The organism is Gracilibacillus caseinilyticus (assembly GCF_022919115.1).
GTDB classification, from domain to species: Bacteria; Bacillota; Bacilli; order Bacillales; family Amphibacillaceae; genus Gracilibacillus; species Gracilibacillus caseinilyticus.
Genome location: NZ_CP095072.1, coordinates 676744 through 697486, shown reverse-complemented (window position 1 = coordinate 697486; position 20743 = coordinate 676744). Strand labels below are relative to the sequence as shown.

Annotated in this window: 15 protein-coding genes and 1 riboswitch; of the genes, 14 read left to right on the top strand and 1 reads right to left on the bottom strand. The window is 40.3% G+C overall.

All coding sequences use genetic code 11. The features are described 5' to 3' along the window. Window positions 1-95 precede the first annotated feature (95 nt). From MUN88_RS03340 to ribH, 10 genes are all read left to right on the top strand, one after another. Window positions 96-1355 carry an argininosuccinate synthase gene (locus tag MUN88_RS03340; RefSeq protein ID WP_244720819.1) on the top strand — a complete coding sequence of 420 codons (1260 nt, stop codon included), beginning with the start codon at window positions 96-98 and terminating at the stop codon, window positions 1353-1355. Next, the gene (gene argH, locus MUN88_RS03335) at window positions 1352-2776 is read left to right on the top strand and encodes an argininosuccinate lyase (RefSeq protein ID WP_244720816.1); all 1425 of its coding nucleotides are present in this window, start codon (window positions 1352-1354) and stop codon (window positions 2774-2776) included. Before MUN88_RS03340 ends, argH begins: the two co-directional genes overlap by 4 nt. A 778-nt stretch (window positions 2777-3554) precedes the next feature. After that, window positions 3555-4649, top strand: a complete 1095-nt coding sequence (locus MUN88_RS03330) for a carbamoyl phosphate synthase small subunit (RefSeq protein WP_244724306.1) — start codon at window positions 3555-3557, stop codon at window positions 4647-4649. After that, on the top strand, window positions 4642-7878 hold the full coding sequence (carB, locus tag MUN88_RS03325; protein ID WP_244720813.1) for a carbamoyl-phosphate synthase (glutamine-hydrolyzing) large subunit: 3237 nt from the start codon (window positions 4642-4644) through the stop codon (window positions 7876-7878). The genes MUN88_RS03330 and carB overlap by 8 nt, the downstream gene beginning before the upstream one ends. After that, complete coding sequence (gene argF / locus MUN88_RS03320; protein ID WP_369809975.1) at window positions 7848-8810, top strand: ornithine carbamoyltransferase; 963 nt, start codon at window positions 7848-7850, stop codon at window positions 8808-8810. Before carB ends, argF begins: the two co-directional genes overlap by 31 nt. Window positions 8811-8984: 174 nt before the next feature. After that, on the top strand, window positions 8985-9896 hold the full coding sequence (murB, locus tag MUN88_RS03315; protein WP_244720807.1) for a UDP-N-acetylmuramate dehydrogenase: 912 nt from the start codon (window positions 8985-8987) through the stop codon (window positions 9894-9896). A 273-nt stretch (window positions 9897-10169) separates the two neighbouring features. Continuing rightward, window positions 10170-10321: riboswitch (FMN riboswitch) on the top strand. 227 nt (window positions 10322-10548) lie between these two features. After that, window positions 10549-11640 carry a bifunctional diaminohydroxyphosphoribosylaminopyrimidine deaminase/5-amino-6-(5-phosphoribosylamino)uracil reductase RibD gene (ribD, locus tag MUN88_RS03310; protein WP_244720792.1) on the top strand — a complete coding sequence of 364 codons (1092 nt, stop codon included), beginning with the start codon at window positions 10549-10551 and terminating at the stop codon, window positions 11638-11640. Continuing rightward, window positions 11640-12272, top strand: coding sequence for a riboflavin synthase (gene ribE, locus MUN88_RS03305; protein WP_244720789.1), 633 nt, complete (start codon window positions 11640-11642; stop codon window positions 12270-12272). Before ribD ends, ribE begins: the two co-directional genes overlap by 1 nt. A gap of 11 nt (window positions 12273-12283) precedes the next feature. Continuing rightward, the gene (locus MUN88_RS03300; protein ID WP_244720787.1) at window positions 12284-13504 is read left to right on the top strand and encodes a bifunctional 3,4-dihydroxy-2-butanone-4-phosphate synthase/GTP cyclohydrolase II; all 1221 of its coding nucleotides are present in this window, start codon (window positions 12284-12286) and stop codon (window positions 13502-13504) included. Window positions 13505-13506: 2 nt separating this feature from the next. After that, on the top strand, window positions 13507-13974 hold the full coding sequence (ribH, locus tag MUN88_RS03295) for a 6,7-dimethyl-8-ribityllumazine synthase (protein WP_244720785.1): 468 nt from the start codon (window positions 13507-13509) through the stop codon (window positions 13972-13974). Window positions 13975-14047: 73 nt separating this feature from the next. Here the strand turns inward: ribH and amt are convergent, their stop codons facing one another. After that, on the bottom strand, window positions 14048-16327 hold the full coding sequence (gene amt / locus MUN88_RS03290) for an ammonium transporter (protein ID WP_244720783.1): 2280 nt from the start codon (window positions 16325-16327) through the stop codon (window positions 14048-14050). A 772-nt stretch (window positions 16328-17099) separates the two neighbouring features. Between amt and MUN88_RS03285 the strand changes: the two genes are divergently transcribed. From MUN88_RS03285 to MUN88_RS03270, 4 genes are all read left to right on the top strand, one after another. Further along, entirely contained in the window at window positions 17100-17990 is an 891-nt protein-coding gene (locus MUN88_RS03285; RefSeq protein ID WP_244720781.1) for a TetR/AcrR family transcriptional regulator, read from the top strand. 145 nt (window positions 17991-18135) lie between these two features. Next, on the top strand, window positions 18136-18621 hold the full coding sequence (locus MUN88_RS03280) for a glutathione peroxidase (protein WP_244720779.1): 486 nt from the start codon (window positions 18136-18138) through the stop codon (window positions 18619-18621). A gap of 622 nt (window positions 18622-19243) precedes the next feature. Then, window positions 19244-19474: a ferredoxin gene (locus MUN88_RS03275; RefSeq protein WP_244720777.1), complete on the top strand. Its 231-nt coding sequence runs from the start codon at window positions 19244-19246 to the stop codon at window positions 19472-19474. 37 nt (window positions 19475-19511) lie between these two features. Continuing rightward, window positions 19512-20741: a cytochrome P450 gene (locus MUN88_RS03270; RefSeq protein ID WP_244720775.1), complete on the top strand. Its 1230-nt coding sequence runs from the start codon at window positions 19512-19514 to the stop codon at window positions 20739-20741. Window positions 20742-20743: the final 2 nt, after the last annotated feature.

Genomic DNA, 20743 nt, shown 5'->3' with positions numbered 1-20743 from the left:
CGGTTGCATTAATATACTGAATGGTGCATAATAATACATAATTAATCAAACGAAAACATTTATAATACAGATATTTATTTAAGGAGAGATTTTTCATGAGTAAAGAAAAAGTAGTATTAGCATATTCCGGAGGATTAGATACTTCCGTTGCGATTAAATGGTTACAAGACAAATATAATTATGATGTTATTGCAGTAGGATTAGATGTTGGTGAAGGGAAAGATCTAGAATTTGTCAAAAACAAAGCACTCGATGTTGGTGCGATCAAGTCTTATTCTGTTGATGCGAAACAACTGTTTGCAGAAGATTTTGTATTACCTGCATTACAAGCAAATGTGATGTATGAAGATAAATATCCATTAGTATCTGCACTTTCCCGTCCATTGATCGCCAAAGTACTAGTTGATATTGCAGAAAAAGAAGGTGCGGTAGCAGTTGCGCATGGCTGTACTGGAAAAGGGAATGACCAAGTACGTTTCGACGTTGCTTTTACATCGCTAAATCCAGATCTTAAGATTGTCGCACCTGTTCGTGAATGGAAGATGACTAGAGATGAAGAGATCAAATATGCACAAGCGAACGGTATTCCGATTCCAATCGATTTAGACAGTCCTTACAGTGTTGATCAGAACTTATGGGGACGTGCAAATGAATGTGGTATTTTAGAAGATCCGTGGACAGAAGCACCAGAAGATGCGTTTGAATTAACGGTGAACCCAATTGACGCACCAGAGCAACCGGAAATTGTCGAAATCGAATTTAAGCAAGGAAAGCCAGTTGCACTTAATGGTCAGGACTACCCATTACATGAATTAATTTTAGAATTGAATGAGATTGCAGGTAAGCATGGTGTCGGCAGAATTGATCATGTGGAGAATCGTCTGGTAGGTATTAAATCACGTGAAATTTACGAAGCTCCAGCGGCAATTACGCTTATTAAAGCACATCATGAAATCGAGTCTATCACACTACCGAGAGAAGTAACGAAATTCAAGCCGGTTGTGGAACAGCAATTAGAGCAAGCTATTTATGATGGCTTATGGTTTACACAATTAACAGATGCATTAAAGGCATTTATAGCAGAAACGCAGAAATTTGTAAATGGTGTTGCCAAGGTACAACTCTACAAAGGGCAAGCATTTGTCATTGGTCGTAAGTCAGACAATTCTCTTTATGACTTCAAATTGGCAACCTATAACAAAGAAGATGAATTTGACCATGAAGCAGCACTTGGATTTATTAAGCTTTGGGGCTTACCGACAAAAGTTCATTCTACTGTCAACAATGTGCATGCAGATAAAGCAAAGATCATGGAAAAAACAAAAATTGATATGAAGGAATCAGTGAAACAATGAAACTATGGGGCGGACGATTTACAAAACCAACAAATGAATTAGTTGATGAATATACAGCATCGATCAGCTTTGATCAGAAGTTAGCACAATATGATATTCAGGGCAGCTTGGCACATGTAGAAATGCTTGCTGCCTGTGAAATCATCCCTGCTGAAGACGCGGAAACAATCAAGAAAGGCTTGGTTGCAGTTGCGGCAAAGATTGAAGCTGGTGAGGCAGAACTGACAGAAGCAAATGAAGACATTCATATGAATGTGGAGAAGCTGCTAATTGACGAAGTCGGTGCTGTTGGCGGTAAGTTGCACACAGGGAGAAGCCGTAATGATCAAGTAGCGTTAGACATGCGCTTGTACTTGCGTGATTCATTAGTAACGTTAGTAGAGTTATTATCGAATTTGCAAGAGGCTTTGCTAACACAAGCAAAAGCCAATTTAGATACAATTCTTCCTGGCTATACGCACTTACAACGTGCACAGCCGGTGTTGTTCGCCCATCACATGATGGCATATGTTTCGATGTTTGAGCGTGACATGGAGCGTTTGTGTGACAGTTTTAAACGGGTAAACCGTTCACCTCTGGGTGCTGGTGCACTGGCGGGGACGACCTTCCCAATCGATCGTCATTATGTTGCGGACAAGTTAAATTTTGATGGTGTTGTGGAAAACAGTTTGGATGCGGTAAGTGATCGTGATTTTGTGGTTGAATTTTTATCCAATGCTTCTTTAACTATTATGCATTTATCTCGTTTAAGTGAAGAATTGGTGCAATGGTCCAGTGCAGAGTTCAAGTTTATTGAGTTAGACGATGCGTTTTGTACCGGGAGCAGCATGATGCCACAAAAGAAAAATCCGGATGTTGCCGAGCTTGTCAGAGGAAAAACAGGCCGCGTATACGGTAATTTAATGGGCATGCTGACGACGTTGAAAGGCTTACCTATTGCGTATAATAAAGATATGCAAGAAGACAAAGAAGGTATGTTTGATACGATGGAAACACTAAAAGGAGCGCTAGCCCTTTTTGCCCCGATGATTGAAACGATGGAAGTCAAGAAGGATAACATGTATGCAGCGGTAGCGGAGGATTTCTCCAATGCAACGGATCTAGCTGATTATTTAGTGAATAAAGACTTACCATTCCGTGAAGCACATGCCGTTGTCGGACAGGTAGTGCTGCACTGTATCCAGGAGAATATCTATTTACTAGATTTAAGCATCGAGGATTTTAAAGGCTTTTCTGCATTAATTGAGGAGGATATTTATGACGTACTATCCCCAGAATCTGTTGTAAATGCGCGTGACGTAGTAGGTGGAACTGCCAAAAATCGTGTGCAGGAACAAATAACATTAGCCGATCAACGCTTGGAAACAAGCAAACAATGGGCCGCAACCCACGCCGAAAAAGTAAATGTATTAAAAAAATAAACCAAAAAGCAGCTGATCCCTATCAGTTGCTTTTTTGGCAGTGAGCAGTAGGGGTCTCCTGTTTCAACAGTAAACAAGCATATTATCACTGCCTTCACACAATGTTTGGGCTTCCTATAATATGGTTTATGTTCACTAACTACTTAGTGGTAATTTTGAAATATTTCGTCTGCTTGGATGACGCTCCGGCCAACCACTTCGCGTCCTGCGGGGCACGGCTGAAGGTCCCGCGCGAGTCTACGCGGTTGGCCTGCGCTATAGTCCAGACTCTACAACTGATGTCACAGGTAGTATTTTGGCCGTAACCATATGTGTCCATATGTCATGTAATTACTGAATAATGCTTAGTACCACCGCTATTAGTTGTTTCAAAAATTGTAACACTTCCTTAAGCTTAGGAAAAATGTGGAGACTCCCGTGGGATCAGTCGTGTCCGAAAATCCCGCAGGAAAGCGCCCCTTGCTCATCACGAGAAAGTTGAGGCCTCCCACAGTGCGCGGAGCATATTTCCGAAGCTTTGCTAAGCAGATATAACCTATCAAAATGACCATGTAGTAAGACAGCTCCGATTAACATAATCCATATTATAAGTAGTTATATATTATTTAGATAGGACCGAATGGATTTGCTCGGTTTCTATTATAAGTCCATTTTTGAGATACAGAATGACCACGATGTTTCGAAAAATTTTGAAAAAGATAATGCATAAATATAAGTTTTATAGTATAATTATAAATAATTAATTTGAAAGTATGTTAGCTATTGGAGGAGAGACATGATGCAAGCAACAACAGGTTATCTTGTTTTAAATACTGGTGATGTGTTAGAAGGTCAATGGTTGGGCGCTCCTAAAGAGACAGATGGAGAGCTGGTTTTTAACACAGCAATGACAGGTTATCAGGAAGTAATGACAGATCCTTCTTATGCAGGTCAAATCGTGACGATGACCTATCCATTGATCGGAAACTACGGATGGAATGACATCGATTATGAAAGTCTGAAACCCTCATTAAAAGGGTTTGTTGTCTCGACACCTAGCCATAATCCGGAACACTATGAATCAACCAATACATTATTAGAAATGCTTGAACAACATTATATTCCGGCACTGTCACATGTCGATACGCGAGCTCTTACCCGAATTATCCGTGAACATGGAGAAGTGTACGGAAAGATCACTGCAGATCCTGAACAGAAGCCTGAAACGAATACGGTGAATGAAGCTATTGTTTCCACGGTTTCTGTAAGAGAGAAACAATTCTTTAAATCAGAAAAACCGGCTAATAATCCTACGCCGCATGTGGTGGTTATGGACTTTGGCTATAAACATTCGATTGCGAAATCATTATTAGCATTAGGATGTGATGTTACGGTCGTACCATTCGATACTAATTATGCAGAAATGAAGACAATTGATCCAGACGGTGTTCTTTTATCAAATGGTCCAGGAAACCCTAAAGCATTAGAACCTTTATTAGGGGAAATGAAGCAAATTTCCGAAAGCTTTCCGACAATGGGGATCTGCTTAGGACATCAGCTAATTGCACTTGCACATGGCGCAACAACGAAACGTTTGCCTTATGGGCATAGAGGTAGTAACCACCCTGTGAAAGACTTACAGACAGGAAAAGTGATGATCACATCACAAAACCATGGTTATGTAGTAGATTATGATTCTGTAAATATGACAAACTGGTACGTTTCCCATGTCAACGTAAATGATAAATCAGTAGAAGGACTAAAGCATAAAACCAAACCGTTAATGACGGTACAGTTTCACCCTGAGGCTCACCCGGGTCCTATTGATACGCACCATTTATTCGTAGATTTTATCCAGCAGTTTATTACTAAGGGAGAGAAACAGCATGCCTAAGAAAGACAACATAAAAAAAGTATTAGTGATTGGCTCTGGTCCGATCGTCATCGGTCAGGCTGCCGAATTTGATTACGCCGGTACGCAAGCATGTCTAGCACTAAAGGAAGATGGTGTGGAGGTCATCCTTGTCAACAACAATCCGGCAACGATTATGACAGATGAGAATATTGCAGATAAAGTATATTTGGAACCATTAACATGTGAATCAATTACCAAAATTATCGACAAAGAACGACCTGATGGAATCTTACCAACATTAGGCGGACAAACCGGGTTAAACATGGCGGTTTTACTAGATGAAGCGGGTGTTTTGGAAAAGTATCAGGTGACATTATTAGGAACACCACTTGAAACGATCCAAAAAGGGGAAGATCGTGAAATATTTAAGTCGATGATGAAGGATATCGGTGAACCAACTGCCGAAAGTCTTTCAACCTCTTCTGTTGAAGAGGCAGTCGTTTTTGCTAGTAAAGTCGGTTATCCAATGATCGTTCGCCCTGCCTATACGCTAGGTGGTGCTGGCGGTGGCATTGCAGATGACGAAGCGCAATTACGTCAAATAGTGAAGAATGGTCTGCATTACAGTCCGATCAGCCAGGTGCTTATTGAGCAAAGTGTAAAAGGCTGGAAGGAAATCGAATATGAAGTAATGCGCGACTCTAATGATACGTGCATCATCGTATGTAACATGGAAAACTTCGATCCGGTCGGTGTCCATACTGGTGACAGTATTGTTGTGGCACCTTCACAAACATTAACGGATCGCCAATATCAAATGTTGCGTACTTCGTCTGTCAGAGTTATTCGTGAATTAGGCGTTATAGGTGGATGTAATATCCAGTTCGCATTAAATCCGGAAAATGATGACTATATTATTATTGAAGTAAATCCGCGGGTAAGCCGTTCCAGTGCGCTGGCATCAAAGGCAACAGGCTATCCCATCGCTCAAATTGCGGCAAAAGTAGCACTTGGATACCACTTGGATGAAGTTATCAATCCGATTACTGGTGACACATACGCTAGCTTTGAGCCTGCCATTGATTATATTGCAGCCAAAATTCCGCGCTGGCCTTTTGATAAGTTTACGCAAGCAGATCGTTTACTTGGAACGCAGATGAAAGCAACAGGAGAGGTCATGGCACTTGCTCGTAACTTCCCGATGGCCATCAATAAAGCGATTCGTTCCTTAGAAATCGGATTGGACTCATTGCACTTGCCTGGTGTCGAAAAACTATCAGATCAAGCGTTGCATACAGCGTTAGATCAAGCGACAGATGAACGGATGTTTATCGTTGCTGAAGCTCTGCGAAGAGGAATGACAGTGGCTGACATTCATGCCATTACTGCGATCAACAATTACTTTTTATATGAGTTAGAAGCGATGATTCAAAAAGAGAAGGAAATTGCTTCAACAGGTTGGAGCCAGGCCGAGGCGGCAACATTAAAAGAAGCAAAATCGTTTGGTATTTCTGACATTACACTAGCGAAATTGCTGGATGTAACAGTAGCCGATATTCAACAAAAAATAAAAGAAGAAAATTTGTCGCCGTCTTATAAGATGGTTGATACATGTGCAGCAGAATTTTCAGCAGAAACACCATATTTCTACAGCTCCTGGAATGAATGGGATGAGGTCGAATCCTTACAAGGAGATAAACGAATGGTAGTGCTCGGGTCTGGTCCTATCCGGATCGGACAAGGGGTTGAATTTGATTATTGTTCGGTTCATGCTGCTAAATCGTTACAAGGCCAAGGAATAGATGCTGTCGTTATTAATAATAATCCAGAGACAGTCAGTACCGATTTCAATACCGCCGATCACTTGTATTTCGAACCGTTAACGGTAGAAGATGTATTACATGTGATTCGCAAAGAACAAGCGCAAGGTGTATTAGTACAATTCGGTGGCCAGACTGCGATTAATTTAGCAGATGGATTACAGAAAGCAGGCGTGCCGATTGTTGGAACAGCCCTAGAAGCTATTGAAGCGGTGGAAGATCGTGATCTTTTCTATCAACTTTTACAAAAACTGCACATCCCGCATATTCCGGGTGATACAGTAACAGCAGTCGAAGATGCGAAAGCTGTAGCACAGGAGATCGGTTATCCGGTTCTGATGCGTCCGTCATACGTGATTGGTGGCCAAGGCATGGTGATTTTGCATAATGAAACACAACTGATCGACTATTTAACTGATTTACAGGAAAAAGCACATGATAATCGCATTTTCCCATTATTAATCGATCGTTATATTGAAGGATATGAAGTAGAGATTGATGCTATTTGTGATGGTGCTGATATCTTAATCCCAGGAATTTTTGAGCACGTTGAAAAAGCGGGGGTACACTCAGGAGACAGTGTAGCCATTTTTCCAGCGCCTAGTTTAACAGAAGCACACAAACAGCAAATTGAACAATACGCTCAAAAGATCTCACAAGAATTGAAAGTGAAAGGGATCATGAATATTCAATTTGTGATTAGTGAAGACCGTCAGACGATTTACGTATTAGAAGTGAATCCTCGTGCTTCCCGTACGGTACCAATTGCAAGTAAGGTAACGGGTGTGCCGATGGTTGATCTTGCAACACGCGTTCAGATGGGGGAAGCATTGGCTGATCAGGATTGGAAGCTTGGTTTGCATGAAGAAATGCCTTATTATGCAGTGAAAATGCCGGTCTTCTCTACCAATAAGTTGCCAGGAGTTGATCCAATTTTAGGACCTGAAATGAAGTCAACGGGTGAAGCAATTGGTCTTGGATCAACTGTTGAGCAAGCAATGGCCAAAGCGTTCGGCTGGAAGGAAGACAGTTTAAAGAAACTTAATGATCAGGATGTCATTTTCTTATCGTTAACGAAACTCGATAAAAAATTGATCAAGAAATTAAAATCAGTTCCAGCAGCGATTGAAGCAGACGAAGAAACAGCCATATTATTAACGGATCAAGGAATTCCGGTAGCACAAATCACAGAGGTCAAAAATGCAAAGCAGCATTGTCTCGATGAGAAATATGCATTTATTGCAGATACCCATCGAAATGGAGAAAAAGATAGCCACATGCTATTACGTGAAGCCGCGTTACGTTCTGATACATTGCACTTTACAGCAAACGACACGTTAACGACTTACTTAAAAGCAACAACAGAAACGTTAGAAGCGCCATTATCGATCCAACAACATCGCAAGAGCCAATTACAATTAAACAAAAAGGAGCGTGCAATGCCTTGAGTTTTCAAGAACAGTTAAAGGGTAGAGATCTTTTGACGCTTGCCGATTATTCGAAAGCAGAGATTGCCTATCTACTAGAATTAGCGGATCAAATTAAACAAAAGCGTAAGAACGGTGAAGTCTACCAGCCACTCAAAGGAAAAACACTAGGGATGATTTTCGAAAAATCGTCTACTCGTACCCGTGTTTCCTTTGAAGCGGGGATTTATCAACTCGGCGGAACTGGCTTATTTTTGAGCGCCAATGATATCCAGATCGGAAGAGGTGAGCCGATTTCAGATACTGCTAAAGTTTTATCAGGCTATTTAGACGGGATTATGATCCGTACTTTCTCCCAGAAGGATGTGGAGGATCTTGCGGAAAATGCTTCGATCCCGGTCATTAATGGTTTAACAGATAATTATCATCCTTGCCAAGTGTTAGCAGATTTACAAACAATCAAAGAGGAAAAAGGCAAGCTCGACGGATTGAAATTAGCTTATATCGGTGACGGCAATAACATGGCTCATTCCTTGATGATCGGCTGTGCCAAAATGGGATTAGATGTGGCCATTGCGGCACCGAAGGATTATCAGCCGAAAACGGAAATCATTGAATTGGCGAAATCGTTCGCAGACGGATCGGAGGTGGTCGTAACCGAAGATGCCGTAGAAGCGGTAAAAGATGCTGATGTAATCTATTCTGATGTGTGGGCAAGTATGGGGCAAGAAGCTGAACAGATTGAACGAGAAAAAGCATTTGCTGAATACCAAGTCAATAGTGCGTTGTTCGCACATGCCCAGTCCGATGCCATCTTCATGCACTGCTTACCAGCTCACAGAGGGGAAGAAGTGACAGCAGAAATAATCGATGGACCACAATCGGTAGTATTCCAGGAAGCTGAGAATCGTTTGCATGCACAAAAAGCGCTAATGGTAGCATTAATGAGCTAGGTCTAGTTATAGGCCTAGCTTTTTTCTGTTATATAAGTCATAAAATCGGACTTCAGCACGAAATAAGAAGTATACACTTTTTATTTGATCAAGTTTGCAGGTCATATTTTATTCTTGCTATAATAAAGATTAATTGTGTAGCAAAACACAATAGTATACTAAAGGGTTGATTTCATGAATAAAACAGAAGTAATGAAAGACTTACGAAACATCATACGTCCAGAACATATTTTGATAGATGAACCATTAAAGAACCATACCTATACGAAACTGGGTGGAAATGCAGATTTTTTTGTTACTCCATCATCGATTGAAGAAGTGCAGGCCATCATTCGCTATGCTAATCAAACAGAAGTGCCATTCACCATGCTTGGGAACGGTTCGAATGTGATAGTTAGAGATGGCGGCATACGAGGACTTGTCTTGAGTTTGAAACGTTTTGTTGCAATCCATCGACAAGAGGATAGTGTGATTGCGGAGAGTGGGGCACGTATTATTGATGCTTCTCGTTTTGCCTTACAAGAGAAGTTAACAGGCTTGGAGTTTGCATGCGGTATTCCTGGAACTGTCGGCGGTGCATTGTACATGAACGCTGGTGCCTACGGCGGTGAAGTGAAAGACTGTCTGGAAAGTGCATTGGTTGTAGATGTAGCGGGTGATGTTCACCGTTTACCAGCAGCAGCATTTGACTTAGATTATCGCACCAGTAATATTGCAGAAAAAGGCTATATTGTCTTAGAAGCAACCTTTTCGTTGATGCCTGGCGATGTGGGCGAAATAAAAGCAGCCATGGATGATCTCACCTATAAACGTGAGTCAAAACAACCATTGGAATATCCATCTTGCGGCAGTGTCTTTAAACGTCCACCAGGCTATTTTGCCGGCAAATTGATTCAGGATAGTGAGCTGCAAGGTAAGGGTATTGGCGGTGCAGAAGTATCAACCAAGCATGCCGGTTTCATCGTCAATAAAAATAATGCAACAGCTACAGATTACATCGGTGTCATCGAAATGGTCCAAAAAGAAGTGAAAGCCCGCTATGGTGTGGCCCTTGAACGTGAGGTTCGGATATTGGGAGAAGACTAGCAAGGATGTAGGATCTTATGGACAAAATTATATGAATGTAGAAAAAAGCGTACATAAGATCGAACCTTGTGACCATTTCAAAGTGAAAAGGCAAAAAGTTGTCCATAAGAAGAAATCTCGCGGACAACTTTTTTATTTTAATTGTCTATTAGGTTTTTGTTAAATTAGACTTCGTCATTATATTAACACATTTTCCCATTGAATAGTAAAACAAAAACTTTGCAATCTCAAGCAAAATTCTATATACTATTTCCATAATAAAATATACGAATAACATTCCTTTGGGGCAGGGTGCAATTCCCGACCGACGGTGATAGAGTATTTTTACTCTTCAGTCCGTGACCCGGAGCATCTCTCGTGATGTGAAGGTGGATTTGGTGTGAATCCAAAGCCGACAGTTAAAGTCTGGATGGGAAAAGGAAATTGGTGATATATCGACTTTTCTATGTGAAAAGCCTATTTGTTGCGGTTTGTGCTGATTCTGTTATTAGAATTGCTTTTTTATGCATACACCGCGTGAAAAGAGCTGTAGATTTAACGATAAAACCAAGTACTTTACTATGAATAATACACAAAAGCCCTAGGTCTGTTTGCCTAGGGCTTTTTCTTATTTTAAAAAGCGGTGAAATCTAATTTATGAAAAGGTGATGACATGAAATCAAATGAAGAGTGGATGGAACTGGCATTGCATCTTGCTGAAAGCACAATCGGACAAACAAGCCCAAATCCATCTGTAGGTGCAGTCATTGTCAAAAACGGTGAACTTTTAGGTGTCGGCACTCATTTAAAAGCTGGCGAGGCACATGCAGAAGTTCATGCCATCACACAGGCTGGAGAAAAAGCAGAAGGCGCCGATGTGTACGTTACGCTCGAACCGTGTGCTCATTATGGCAAGACACCTCCTTGTGCAGAACTACTCGTACAAAGCAAGGTCAAAAAAGTATATATAGCCTGCCTGGATCCTAATCCAAAAGTAGCTGGCAAAGGCGTAGCGATACTGGAGGAGGCAGGTATTGAAGTGGAGACGGGAATCTGTGAACAGCAGGCGCTTCGTATCAACCGGCACTTCTTTCACTTTCATCAGAAAAAACGTCCCTTTGTGACCTTAAAGGCTGCGACGACTTTAGATGGCAAGACAGCTACCGTAACAGGGAACAGCAAGTGGATTACGTCAGAGCAGGCAAGAGAAGATGTTCATAAACAACGTCATCAGCACGATGCGATTTTAGTTGGAAAGAATACAGTGAAGCAAGATAACCCAAATCTTACAACTCGCCTCCCCAAAGGTGGAAAAAATCCGATTCGTCTTATTTTAGATACCCATTTATCACTCAAGGATGGTAATTATCACATTTTCAACCAAGATGCACCGACATGGGTAGTGTGCACCGAACAAGCAGACAGAAGAGCGTTTCAGAAACAATATCCGCACGTTCGGGTTCTATCTATACCGCTGGAAACGATAGACATCGAGGAAGTGCTAGTCATGCTCAAGGAAGAGAAGATTCAATCGATCTATGTAGAAGGAGGGGCGAGCATCCACCAGTCCTTTTTGCAAAAAGAGTTATTCGATACATGTCACTGGTATGTTGCACCAAAATTATTAGGCGGCAAAAATGCGCAATCTGTCATCGGTGGACAATCACCGGAGTGGATGAGCGACGCACAAAATTTGACGTTTGAAAGTGTGGAACAGCTTGGTCCGGATATCAAGATTGTCGCTATTCCAAAGGAGGAAGCATAGTGTTCACTGGCATTGTAGAGGAGAAAGGGAAACTGCTCTCGATCACTCAACAAAATCAAGCTTTACAATTAAAAATCGAAGGGAAAAAAGTAACAGCAGATGTTCATATTGGGGACAGTATTTCTGTTAATGGGGTCTGTCTAACCGTTACCAGTTTTACAGCAGATTGCTTTACCGTAGATGTAATACCGGAAACGTTTCGAGGTTCATCGTTAGCAAGGCTCACCCCTATGTCCAAAGTGAACCTGGAAAGAGCCATGCATGCTAATGGCCGATTTGGCGGTCATTTTGTCTCCGGTCATGTTGATGCGACTGGTAAAATCGAACGGACATGGACAGAGGATAATGCGAAATACTTTTATATCACTGTCACGGATACACGTTATATTGCGATGAAAGGATCTATATCGGTGGATGGTACATCGCTTACCGTATTTGGTGTCGATGATAAAGGCTTTACGATTTCCTTAATCCCGGAAACGCAACAGGCGACAATTCTAGGTGCGAAAACACAAGGAGACATCGTGAATATTGAATTCGATATGTTAGCAAAATATATGGAGAGATTATTGGAAACAAGAGATCAACAGACAGGCATCACAGCAGAAAAATTAAGAAACTATGGATTTTAGGAGGTGCTAAGATGAAGCATTCAGTAGAAGCAGCGATAACAGCACTTCGAAAAGGAGAAATCGTAATTGTCATGGATGATGAGGATCGTGAGAACGAAGGCGACTTTATTGCCCTGGCAGAACATACAACCCCTGATGTAATTAATTTTATGGCAAAAGAGGGGCGTGGTCTGATTTGTACGCCGATGACGAAGGACTATGCGGATCGATTTCAATTAGGTCAAATGGTAACAAACAATACCGATACACATGGCACCAATTTTACTGTCAGTATTGATTATCATACAACCAGAACCGGTATCAGTGCACAGGAACGGGCATTAACAGTACAGAAACTCGTTGACCAGACAACAACAGCAGCGGAATTCAAACGACCGGGTCACATCTTCCCTTTAATTGCAAAAACAGCAGGGGTCTTAGAAAGAACCGGCCATACAGAAGCAGCGATCGATTTGGCACGCCTAGCTGGATCGCAGCCTGTTGCAGTTATTTGTGAGATTATGAATGAAGATGGCTCAATGGCACGTCAGCCCGATTTGGAGAGAATCGTTGCAAAACATGATATGCCAATGATTACGATACAAGAGTTAATTCAATACCGTAAACGCTATGATCAATTAATTGTGAAAGAAACGGAGATAAATTTGCCCACTTCATTTGGTGATTTCAAACTGGTTGCCTATACAGAAAAATATACTGGCCAAGAACATCTAGCCCTTTATACTGGTGATTTACAAGCGGATCAGCCGACACTAGTCCGAATTCATTCGGAGTGTTTAACAGGAGATGTGTTCGGCTCGGAACGATGTGATTGTGGACCTCAATTGGAAAAAGCGTTAGAGGAAATTCAAAACGCGAAACGAGGCGTGCTGGTATACATGAGGCAAGAGGGAAGAGGTATTGGATTAGTCAACAAAATGAAAGCTTATAAACTTCAGGAAGAAGGCTATGACACGGTTGAAGCTAATCATCAGTTAGGTTTCCCGGATGATTTACGAGACTATGCGATCAGTGTCCAAATACTACGAGATTTAGGTGTAGGGAAACTGCATTTATTAACGAATAATCCTCGTAAATTGTCCAGTATGGAAGAATACGGGTTAGAATTGGTTGGTCGAAAAGCAATTGAAATACCTGCAAATAAAAATAATGAGATTTATTTGCGTACAAAAGTAGAAAAACTAGATCATTTATTGCATATCACAGGTAATCAAAACGGAGGAGGAATTTAAACATGGGAAAAACATATGAAGGTAATTTAGTCGGTACGGGATTAAAGGTAGGGATCGTTGTAGGCAGGTTTAATGAATTTATCACTGGCAAGCTTTTAGCTGGGGCAGAAGATGCCTTGCGTCGTCACGGTTTATCAGAACAAGATGTTGAAATTGCTTGGGTACCAGGAGCTTTCGAAATACCTTTAGTAGCGAAGAAAATGGCAGAATCAGGAAAGTATGATGCGGTCGTTACATTAGGAACAGTGATCCGCGGATCGACGCCACATTTTGATTATGTCAGCAATGAAGTATCTAAAGGAGTAGCAAGTGTATCCATGAGCGCAGGAATTCCGGTTATTTTCGGTGTGTTGACAACTGATACGATTGAACAAGCCATCGAACGCGCCGGTACAAAAGCTGGAAACAAAGGAGCAGAAGCAGCTATATCAGCAGTAGAAATGGCAAACTTGTTAAAAGAAATTGGCTAATATGCAACAGAGGGAAGGTTCTCTTGTTCTAATTTTCCAGAACAAGGGAACCATTCTTGCTTTTTATGAGTTTTTAGCTAGTAGTAAACTTGCTTACCTTATTAGATAAAAAGACGCTCTGTTCTTTCATTTGAGCGATGCGTTGCGCCATATCTTCAATGGATGCGTCGCTTTCTTTCATTTGTTCGTAGATTATTTCGATTTTCTCGCACATGTTCTGGAAGCTTATCCGTTGTTCCTGCTTGCTTTCGAGCATGTCAGAAGTGTCTTTACTCATAATCTCTAAATTGTCAGTAAAATGATCCATTACATGGTTGATATCCTGAACTTCTTGATCCATTACATGGAATATTTCCGGCATATACGTTAATTGCTCAAATAAATGCTGCAGCTGTTCATTAAAGGTTGAAAAATCAAGTTGCCCTTTTTGTATCGTATCGACGGTTCCGGTGATAATTTCTTGTATCTCCGTCGTCGAATGTTTCGATTGCTCTGCCAGCTTTCGAATTTCATTAGCTACAACAGCAAAGCCTTTGCCATATTCGCCAGCATGTGCGGCTTCAATACCGGCATTTAAAGCTAATAAATTGATTTGTTCCGCGATATCACGAATAACCTGCATCACGGAATGACTTTGATTGGAGAACTGCTGAATTTCCTCGTTTTGACGTCGATAATTTTTCATCGTCTCATCGACGTTTTGATTCATTTCCGAAATGTTATCTACCGTTGATTTCACTGTCGTCATTTCATCCGTTAAAGTGGTCACTTTTTCGCTGACTTGTTCCACCGAAGAGAAAAATTGCTGAATAGTAGCTATAACTTCATTTTCCCGCTCCAATTCTTGTTCCAGTCGTTGGTCGGTTTCTTGAAATACGGCATGTGTCACACCAATAGTTTGGACCTGTTCTTTACTATCCTCCTGCAAACGGCTTGTCACTTCTATCAAATCATCAGCAGAGTTTTCTACATAATGAGATGCCGTCTTCACTTGTCTCACTAATTGATTGAGTTTATTAATCACTTGATTGAAGGCAATATTCAATTTATATGTGTCTTCCCCTGGATCAGTTTTCATAATTTTGGTTAAGTCCCCTGCAGAATCCGCAATAGCTTGCATGGATTGAATCGTATCAAGCATAGCTATAGATGCGCCATGCTCACTAACATTTAAACCGGCTATTTCTTCTTCGGGTTCTGGACGTACCTTCATAAAGAACCCAATCAGTTTATAAATGACGAAACCTAGAACGATGGCCCAAACAAAGGCTACCACAACTCCCAAGCATTGAATTAAAATTTGAGCTATCCTGGATTCCGCTGGTAATAGTGACATGGTGCCAAATAATCCTACAGCGATTGTCCCCCAGGCACCACATACACCGTGAACAGATACAGCACCAATCGCGTCATCCACTTTACAAACACGATCAATAAATAGTAAAGAAAATACAACGAGGATTCCTCCAATGGCGCCAACTAACAAAGCCATCAGTGGTGTCAATACAGCAACTCCGGCTGTGACAGATACAAGTCCGGCTAAGACCCCGTTTAATATATCCTCTACTTTTGGCTGTGAGAATCCAATCCAGCTTGTTACCATAGCCAATAACCCACCAGCAGCTGCTGCGAGATGTGTATTTAAGGCGATAAGCGCAATCGACGTATCCCCAGTTGTCGTAGAACCGGCATTAAAGCCGAACCAGCCTAGCCATAGGATAAATACACCTAATGCTGCCAGCACCACATTGGAAGGCTTCATTTCATTGATTTTACCATCCTGGTACTTGCCAATACGAGGTCCGACAACAATGGCTGCAGCTAATGCAACCCAACCACCAATGGAGTGGACGACCGTTGAACCAGCGAAATCAACGAATCCTAAATTCTCCAACCAGCCAGCTTGCTCAGGATTAAGTAGGCTTCCCCAAGCCCAGTGGCCAAATAGCGGGTAAATTAATAAAACAATAAAAACAGTACCAGCTATGTATACACCAAATTTAACTCTCTCGGCAATGGTACCTGAAACAATCGTTGCTGCTGTTCCAGCAAAGACAATTTGGAAGAATAAAAAGGCCCAATTCCAAGGATCTTCTGCTAACTGATCAAAGAAAAATAAACTGGTTCCAAATAACCCTCCTGAAGAATTACCAAACATAATACCAAATCCAACTAATGAAAAAACAACAGTCGCGATTAACAGGTCTGATACGTTTTTAATCGCAACATTAATGGAGTTTTTGGCACGTACAAGTCCTGCTTCTAATGCGGTAAATCCCGCCTGCATAAAAAATACTAATATTGCTGCAATTGTAATCCAAACAAAATTAACATGAAGCTGAATGATTTCCATACGTGTCATCCTTTTCTCTATAAATTCCAATAATGTAATGGCGAATATCTTTCATGATACACATCCGATGTAATAGTCATATAATACTATTTTAATGAAAAAAATGTCTTGTTAATTGTTAGATTTTATGACAGTGTTTCTGATTTTTCTGACATCTCTGTTTGCTACTTTGTTATATGCAAGAGTAAGGAGAAAGTCTACTATTATAGCAATAAGCGTGAATAAGAAAGATCGATCACAGCTGAAATTGTGGTCATTATGAATGGATTGGATTGTAAATTTAACCAAATAAAAGACAAATGGCTTCGGATAGTAAAAATGGTTTAGATTATCTTTTGTATTGACATAAAATGTTTATTGGTATAAAATTTAGCGAATTTATACAAAAACATAATGGCCATAATGACTGGGAGTACTAAGGATGTCTTATTGATGTACAAGTAAATTGGCTCCGCTAAGTTGGATTTGATCATGCAGATTGTTACTTTAAGTGGATGGAGCATGTGGTATTTGGGGGTGTAAAGTAGAGGCGAGTCATTGTTCTCGACAACTTTTTCTATTAAACTTATCTTGATATACCCTGTTAGTGCGTGTTCAAAAAGGAGGACAAAAAGCGCAAAGAAATTCAAGACAACGTAGCTTCGAGTACCGGAATGTATGCTTATCAATACATGAGGAACGGAGATGTAATCCAACGCAGAAGTTCACAGCGATTTTTCCCGGGCCTTTTGGACATCCTCTATTAAGGTAATTTGTATTAGAAGGAAGGATCATGATGCGAAAGAAAGATGTTGAAAAAGAAAAACATATATTAGTAACGTCCATGCACTTATTCTCTGCAAAAAGTGTTAATCAAATATCGATGCAAGAAATTGCTGACGAATGCGGTGTGTCGAAAGGCAGTCTCTATATGTATTTCAAATCAAAGGAAGATCTGCTCCTGCAAATTCTGAAATACTTTTTTCATAATATGGAAGGACAAATTCTTGTAGTGGAATCGGATCATAACTTGTCTAATATGGAGAAGTTTAAAAAAGGTTTAACCATAAAAATGAATCACTATGTAAAAAACCAGGAATTTTACAAGCTTCAAAGTAAGGATCTTTCTGGCTATCTGAATAACATCATTTATCAATATTTTAGAGAACAAAATACGATTCAGCTTAAATGGTTTAAAAAGTATTTAATAAAAATATATGGCCAGAAAATCGAATTGTATGCAGCAGACGGTGCGTTTTTATTAGCAGCAATCATACGACATTATATGGAATTAATATTTTGGAAACATTTCTCTTTGAATGTTGATAAAATAGTTGATTACGCACTGACCCAACTAGAGTTTATAATAAAAGGTATGAACGAAAAATCCATGTCTCCTATTATGAATGAAAGTCTCTGGTCATTATATTTAGAAGAAGATACCACTAAAAAAAAACATCCGTTAAAGCTATTAAATAAAATGAAACACCATCTGGAACAAGAAGGTATTCCTTCGGAACAAAAAGAAGAGGCAAAAGCGTCGATTAACATTATCGAACAGGAACTCACCAGCATCCAGCCAAGGAAAGTCATTCTTAAAGGAATGCTTCATAATCTGGCTACGATAGATAGCTTGAAAGAATATCATCAAATATTGCAAGAAAGTTTAATGGTTGATAGGTAGAAAGACTTAGTGTTTCAATGTGTTTCTTCTGATTGAAAGGTCCTTAGATTACTAGTATTTCTCTATCGAACGATCGGTAATTCGAGCAAATCTTTCCAATATTTAATGTGTTCTATGCTATTCTTTGAATAAGGAGGTGATGTAAATGTCTATTTATGATTTGCAGATTCAAACATCCAAAGGCGAAGAGAAAAAAGTAGAGGATTATAAAGCAAAAGCACTGGTTATCGTAAATACAGCTAGTAAGTGTGGATTTACCCCGCAATTTGATGGTTTACAAGAGCTATATGAAAAATATAAGGATGAAGGACTTGAAATTTTAGGATTTCCTAGTAATCAGTTCATGAATCAAGAGCCAGGCTCAAGTGAAGAAGCAGAACAGCATTGCCGACTGAATTATGGTGTCAGCTTCCCGATGTTTGCTAAAATAAATGTGCGTGGAAAAAATGCGCATCCATTATTCAAGACACTCACAAAAGCAGCTCCAGGAATCATTTCCGATCAAATCAAATGGAACTTCACCAAATTCTTAGTGGATGAAGACGGAAATGTCGTGAAACGGTATGCACCAAAGACGGAACCAAAAGAAATGGAAAAAGATATTGAAGCATTACTTAATAAGAATAGTTAAAATCAACACGAATCTCGGGACCAGTTCCTGGGATTTTTTTGTGCGTTAAGAAAGCATAATTACTGGGAGCAAGGTGAAATTCAGAAGTAATCACGTTCAAGTTTAAGTATGGGTTCTCATAATGCGGATTAAGTTAACTAGCAACTTACTAGCTTAGTGTTAATTTTGAAATAGTTTGTATGCTGAAATGCCGCTCCGGCCAACTACTTCGCGTCCTGCGGGGCACGGCTGAAGATCCACTTTGTCTGTGCCTGTGTCTGCAAGAATTGCTTCGAAGTGAGCTTCCTCGGCACAAGGCAGCAATGAAGCAGTTCATGTAGTAACTTAGTTGAAGCCGTGCCCCACAGGACGCGAAGCATATTTCCGGAGCTTTGCTACGCTCATACTTTTTGTCAAAATCACCATATCGAATTAGTTTAGTTAACATAATCCGCATTATAGGTAGCTTTATATGTAATTAGTTATTGGTGCTTTTTCCCCTAGTCCTTTTCTGCTATTCCTTCCAATGAAATTGCTCCTCAAGTCTGATGCCCATTCAATATTGACGTGTTAAGATGAAAATGACTATTGCGTTCTATTATAGAACGATTTAGTCATAAAAGAAATGATTGGGGGTGCCATTTTGGCATTATATGCAAAGGTCGATGTAGATACATGCATTGGATGTGGTAACTGTGAAGGAATTGCACCAGACATTTTCGACTTGGATGAAGAAGGACTTGCCTACATTAAACTGGATGATAATCAAGGTGTAACGCCGATACCTGAAGATCAGGAAGAGGATTTGAGAGAAGCCGCAGAGGAATGCCCTACAAGTTCGATCGTGCTACAAGGACATCCATTAAACGATTAACAAAAACGATTAAAAAAGGAAGGGAGTAAGTACCAAAATGGCGAAAAACGTTACACAGCTCGATAAGATAACAAATTTCCAGACGAGATCCGAAGAGTTTTTTCCAATCGACTGGTATAAACAAAAACTCGAGGAGTCTCCTATTTTTTATGATGAAACAACAGATACGTGGAATGTTTTTAAACACGAAGATGTGACTGAAGTGTTGACTAATTATGAGTATTTCTCAAGTGAAGGAGCTCGTACGACGATACAGGTGGGTTCCAAAAGTGAAGAAGGGGAAGTCCCTGATAAAACTAACCTTAATTTCGCTGATCCGCCAAAACATCGAAAGAGAAGGTCCTTGCTGCAAGCAGCTTTCACTCCAAGAAGCTTAAAAAATTGGGAGCCGAGAATTCAAGAGATAATTGAAGAATTAGTGGAAGAACTGAAAGAAAAAGAGGAAGTGGATTTGGTTCAGGATTTTGCTGGTCCCATACCGAGCATTGTAATTACTGATTTATTCGACATTCCTATCACAGATAGAGATCAATTCAAAGAGTGGGTAGATACATTATTTAAGCCGATTAGATCGGAAAATGCGGAACAAATCGAACAAGAAAAACAGCAAGCTGCTATGGAATACTACCAGTATTTGTTCCCTATTATTGTGGAGAAGAGACAAAATCTTTCTGACGATATTATCTCTGATTTAGTACGAGCAGAAGTAGATGGTGAAAGCTTTACAGATGATGAAATCGTCCGAACAACGATGTTACTGTTAGGTGCAGGAGTAGAAACGACGGCACATTTACTTGCCAATACGTTTTATTCCTTATTGTATGATGATCCATCCCTTTATCAGGAATTAAGAGAGGATCCATCATTAGCTCCAAAAGTAACCGAGGAAATGTTGAGATATCGCTTCCATTCGTCTAAGCGAGACAGAACGGTGAAGAAAGATAATCAACTTTTAGGTGTGGATTTAAAAGAAGGTGACTTAATTGTAGCATGGATGAGTGCTGCCAACCTAGACGAAGAAGTGTTTGAAGATCCTTATAACCTTAATATTCACCGTCCATCCAACAAAAAACATGTTACTTTCGGAAAAGGCCCGCATTTTTGCATGGGGGCACCACTTGCAAGATTAGAATCCAACCTTACTTTAACAACATTTGTCAAAGCATTCTCTAAGATTGAAGCCTTACCGTTCGAATTGGAGGAAAACCTTGTAGAATCAGCAACAGGTCAGTCCTTAACCCATTTACCAGCAAAATTATATCGATGAAA

Bases quoted from the DNA above. Each gene is read 5' to 3' on its own strand.
- ribH (WP_244720785.1), top strand. From the start codon at position 13,507: ATGGGAAAAACATATGAAGGTAATTTAGTCGGTACGGGATTAAAGGTA.
- MUN88_RS03340 (WP_244720819.1), top strand. From the start codon at position 96: ATGAGTAAAGAAAAAGTAGTATTAGCATATTCCGGAGGATTAGATACT.
- carB (WP_244720813.1), top strand. From the start codon at position 4,642: ATGCCTAAGAAAGACAACATAAAAAAAGTATTAGTGATTGGCTCTGGT.
- argH (WP_244720816.1), top strand. From the start codon at position 1,352: ATGAAACTATGGGGCGGACGATTTACAAAACCAACAAATGAATTAGTT.
- ribD (WP_244720792.1), top strand. From the start codon at position 10,549: ATGAAATCAAATGAAGAGTGGATGGAACTGGCATTGCATCTTGCTGAA.
- MUN88_RS03280 (WP_244720779.1), top strand. From the start codon at position 18,136: ATGTCTATTTATGATTTGCAGATTCAAACATCCAAAGGCGAAGAGAAA.
- MUN88_RS03285 (WP_244720781.1), top strand. From the start codon at position 17,100: ATGATGCGAAAGAAAGATGTTGAAAAAGAAAAACATATATTAGTAACG.
- MUN88_RS03330 (WP_244724306.1), top strand. From the start codon at position 3,555: ATGCAAGCAACAACAGGTTATCTTGTTTTAAATACTGGTGATGTGTTA.
- MUN88_RS03270 (WP_244720775.1), top strand. From the start codon at position 19,512: ATGGCGAAAAACGTTACACAGCTCGATAAGATAACAAATTTCCAGACG.
- amt (WP_244720783.1), bottom strand. From the start codon at position 16,327: ATGGAAATCATTCAGCTTCATGTTAATTTTGTTTGGATTACAATTGCA.
- MUN88_RS03300 (WP_244720787.1), top strand. From the start codon at position 12,284: ATGAAGCATTCAGTAGAAGCAGCGATAACAGCACTTCGAAAAGGAGAA.
- murB (WP_244720807.1), top strand. From the start codon at position 8,985: ATGAATAAAACAGAAGTAATGAAAGACTTACGAAACATCATACGTCCA.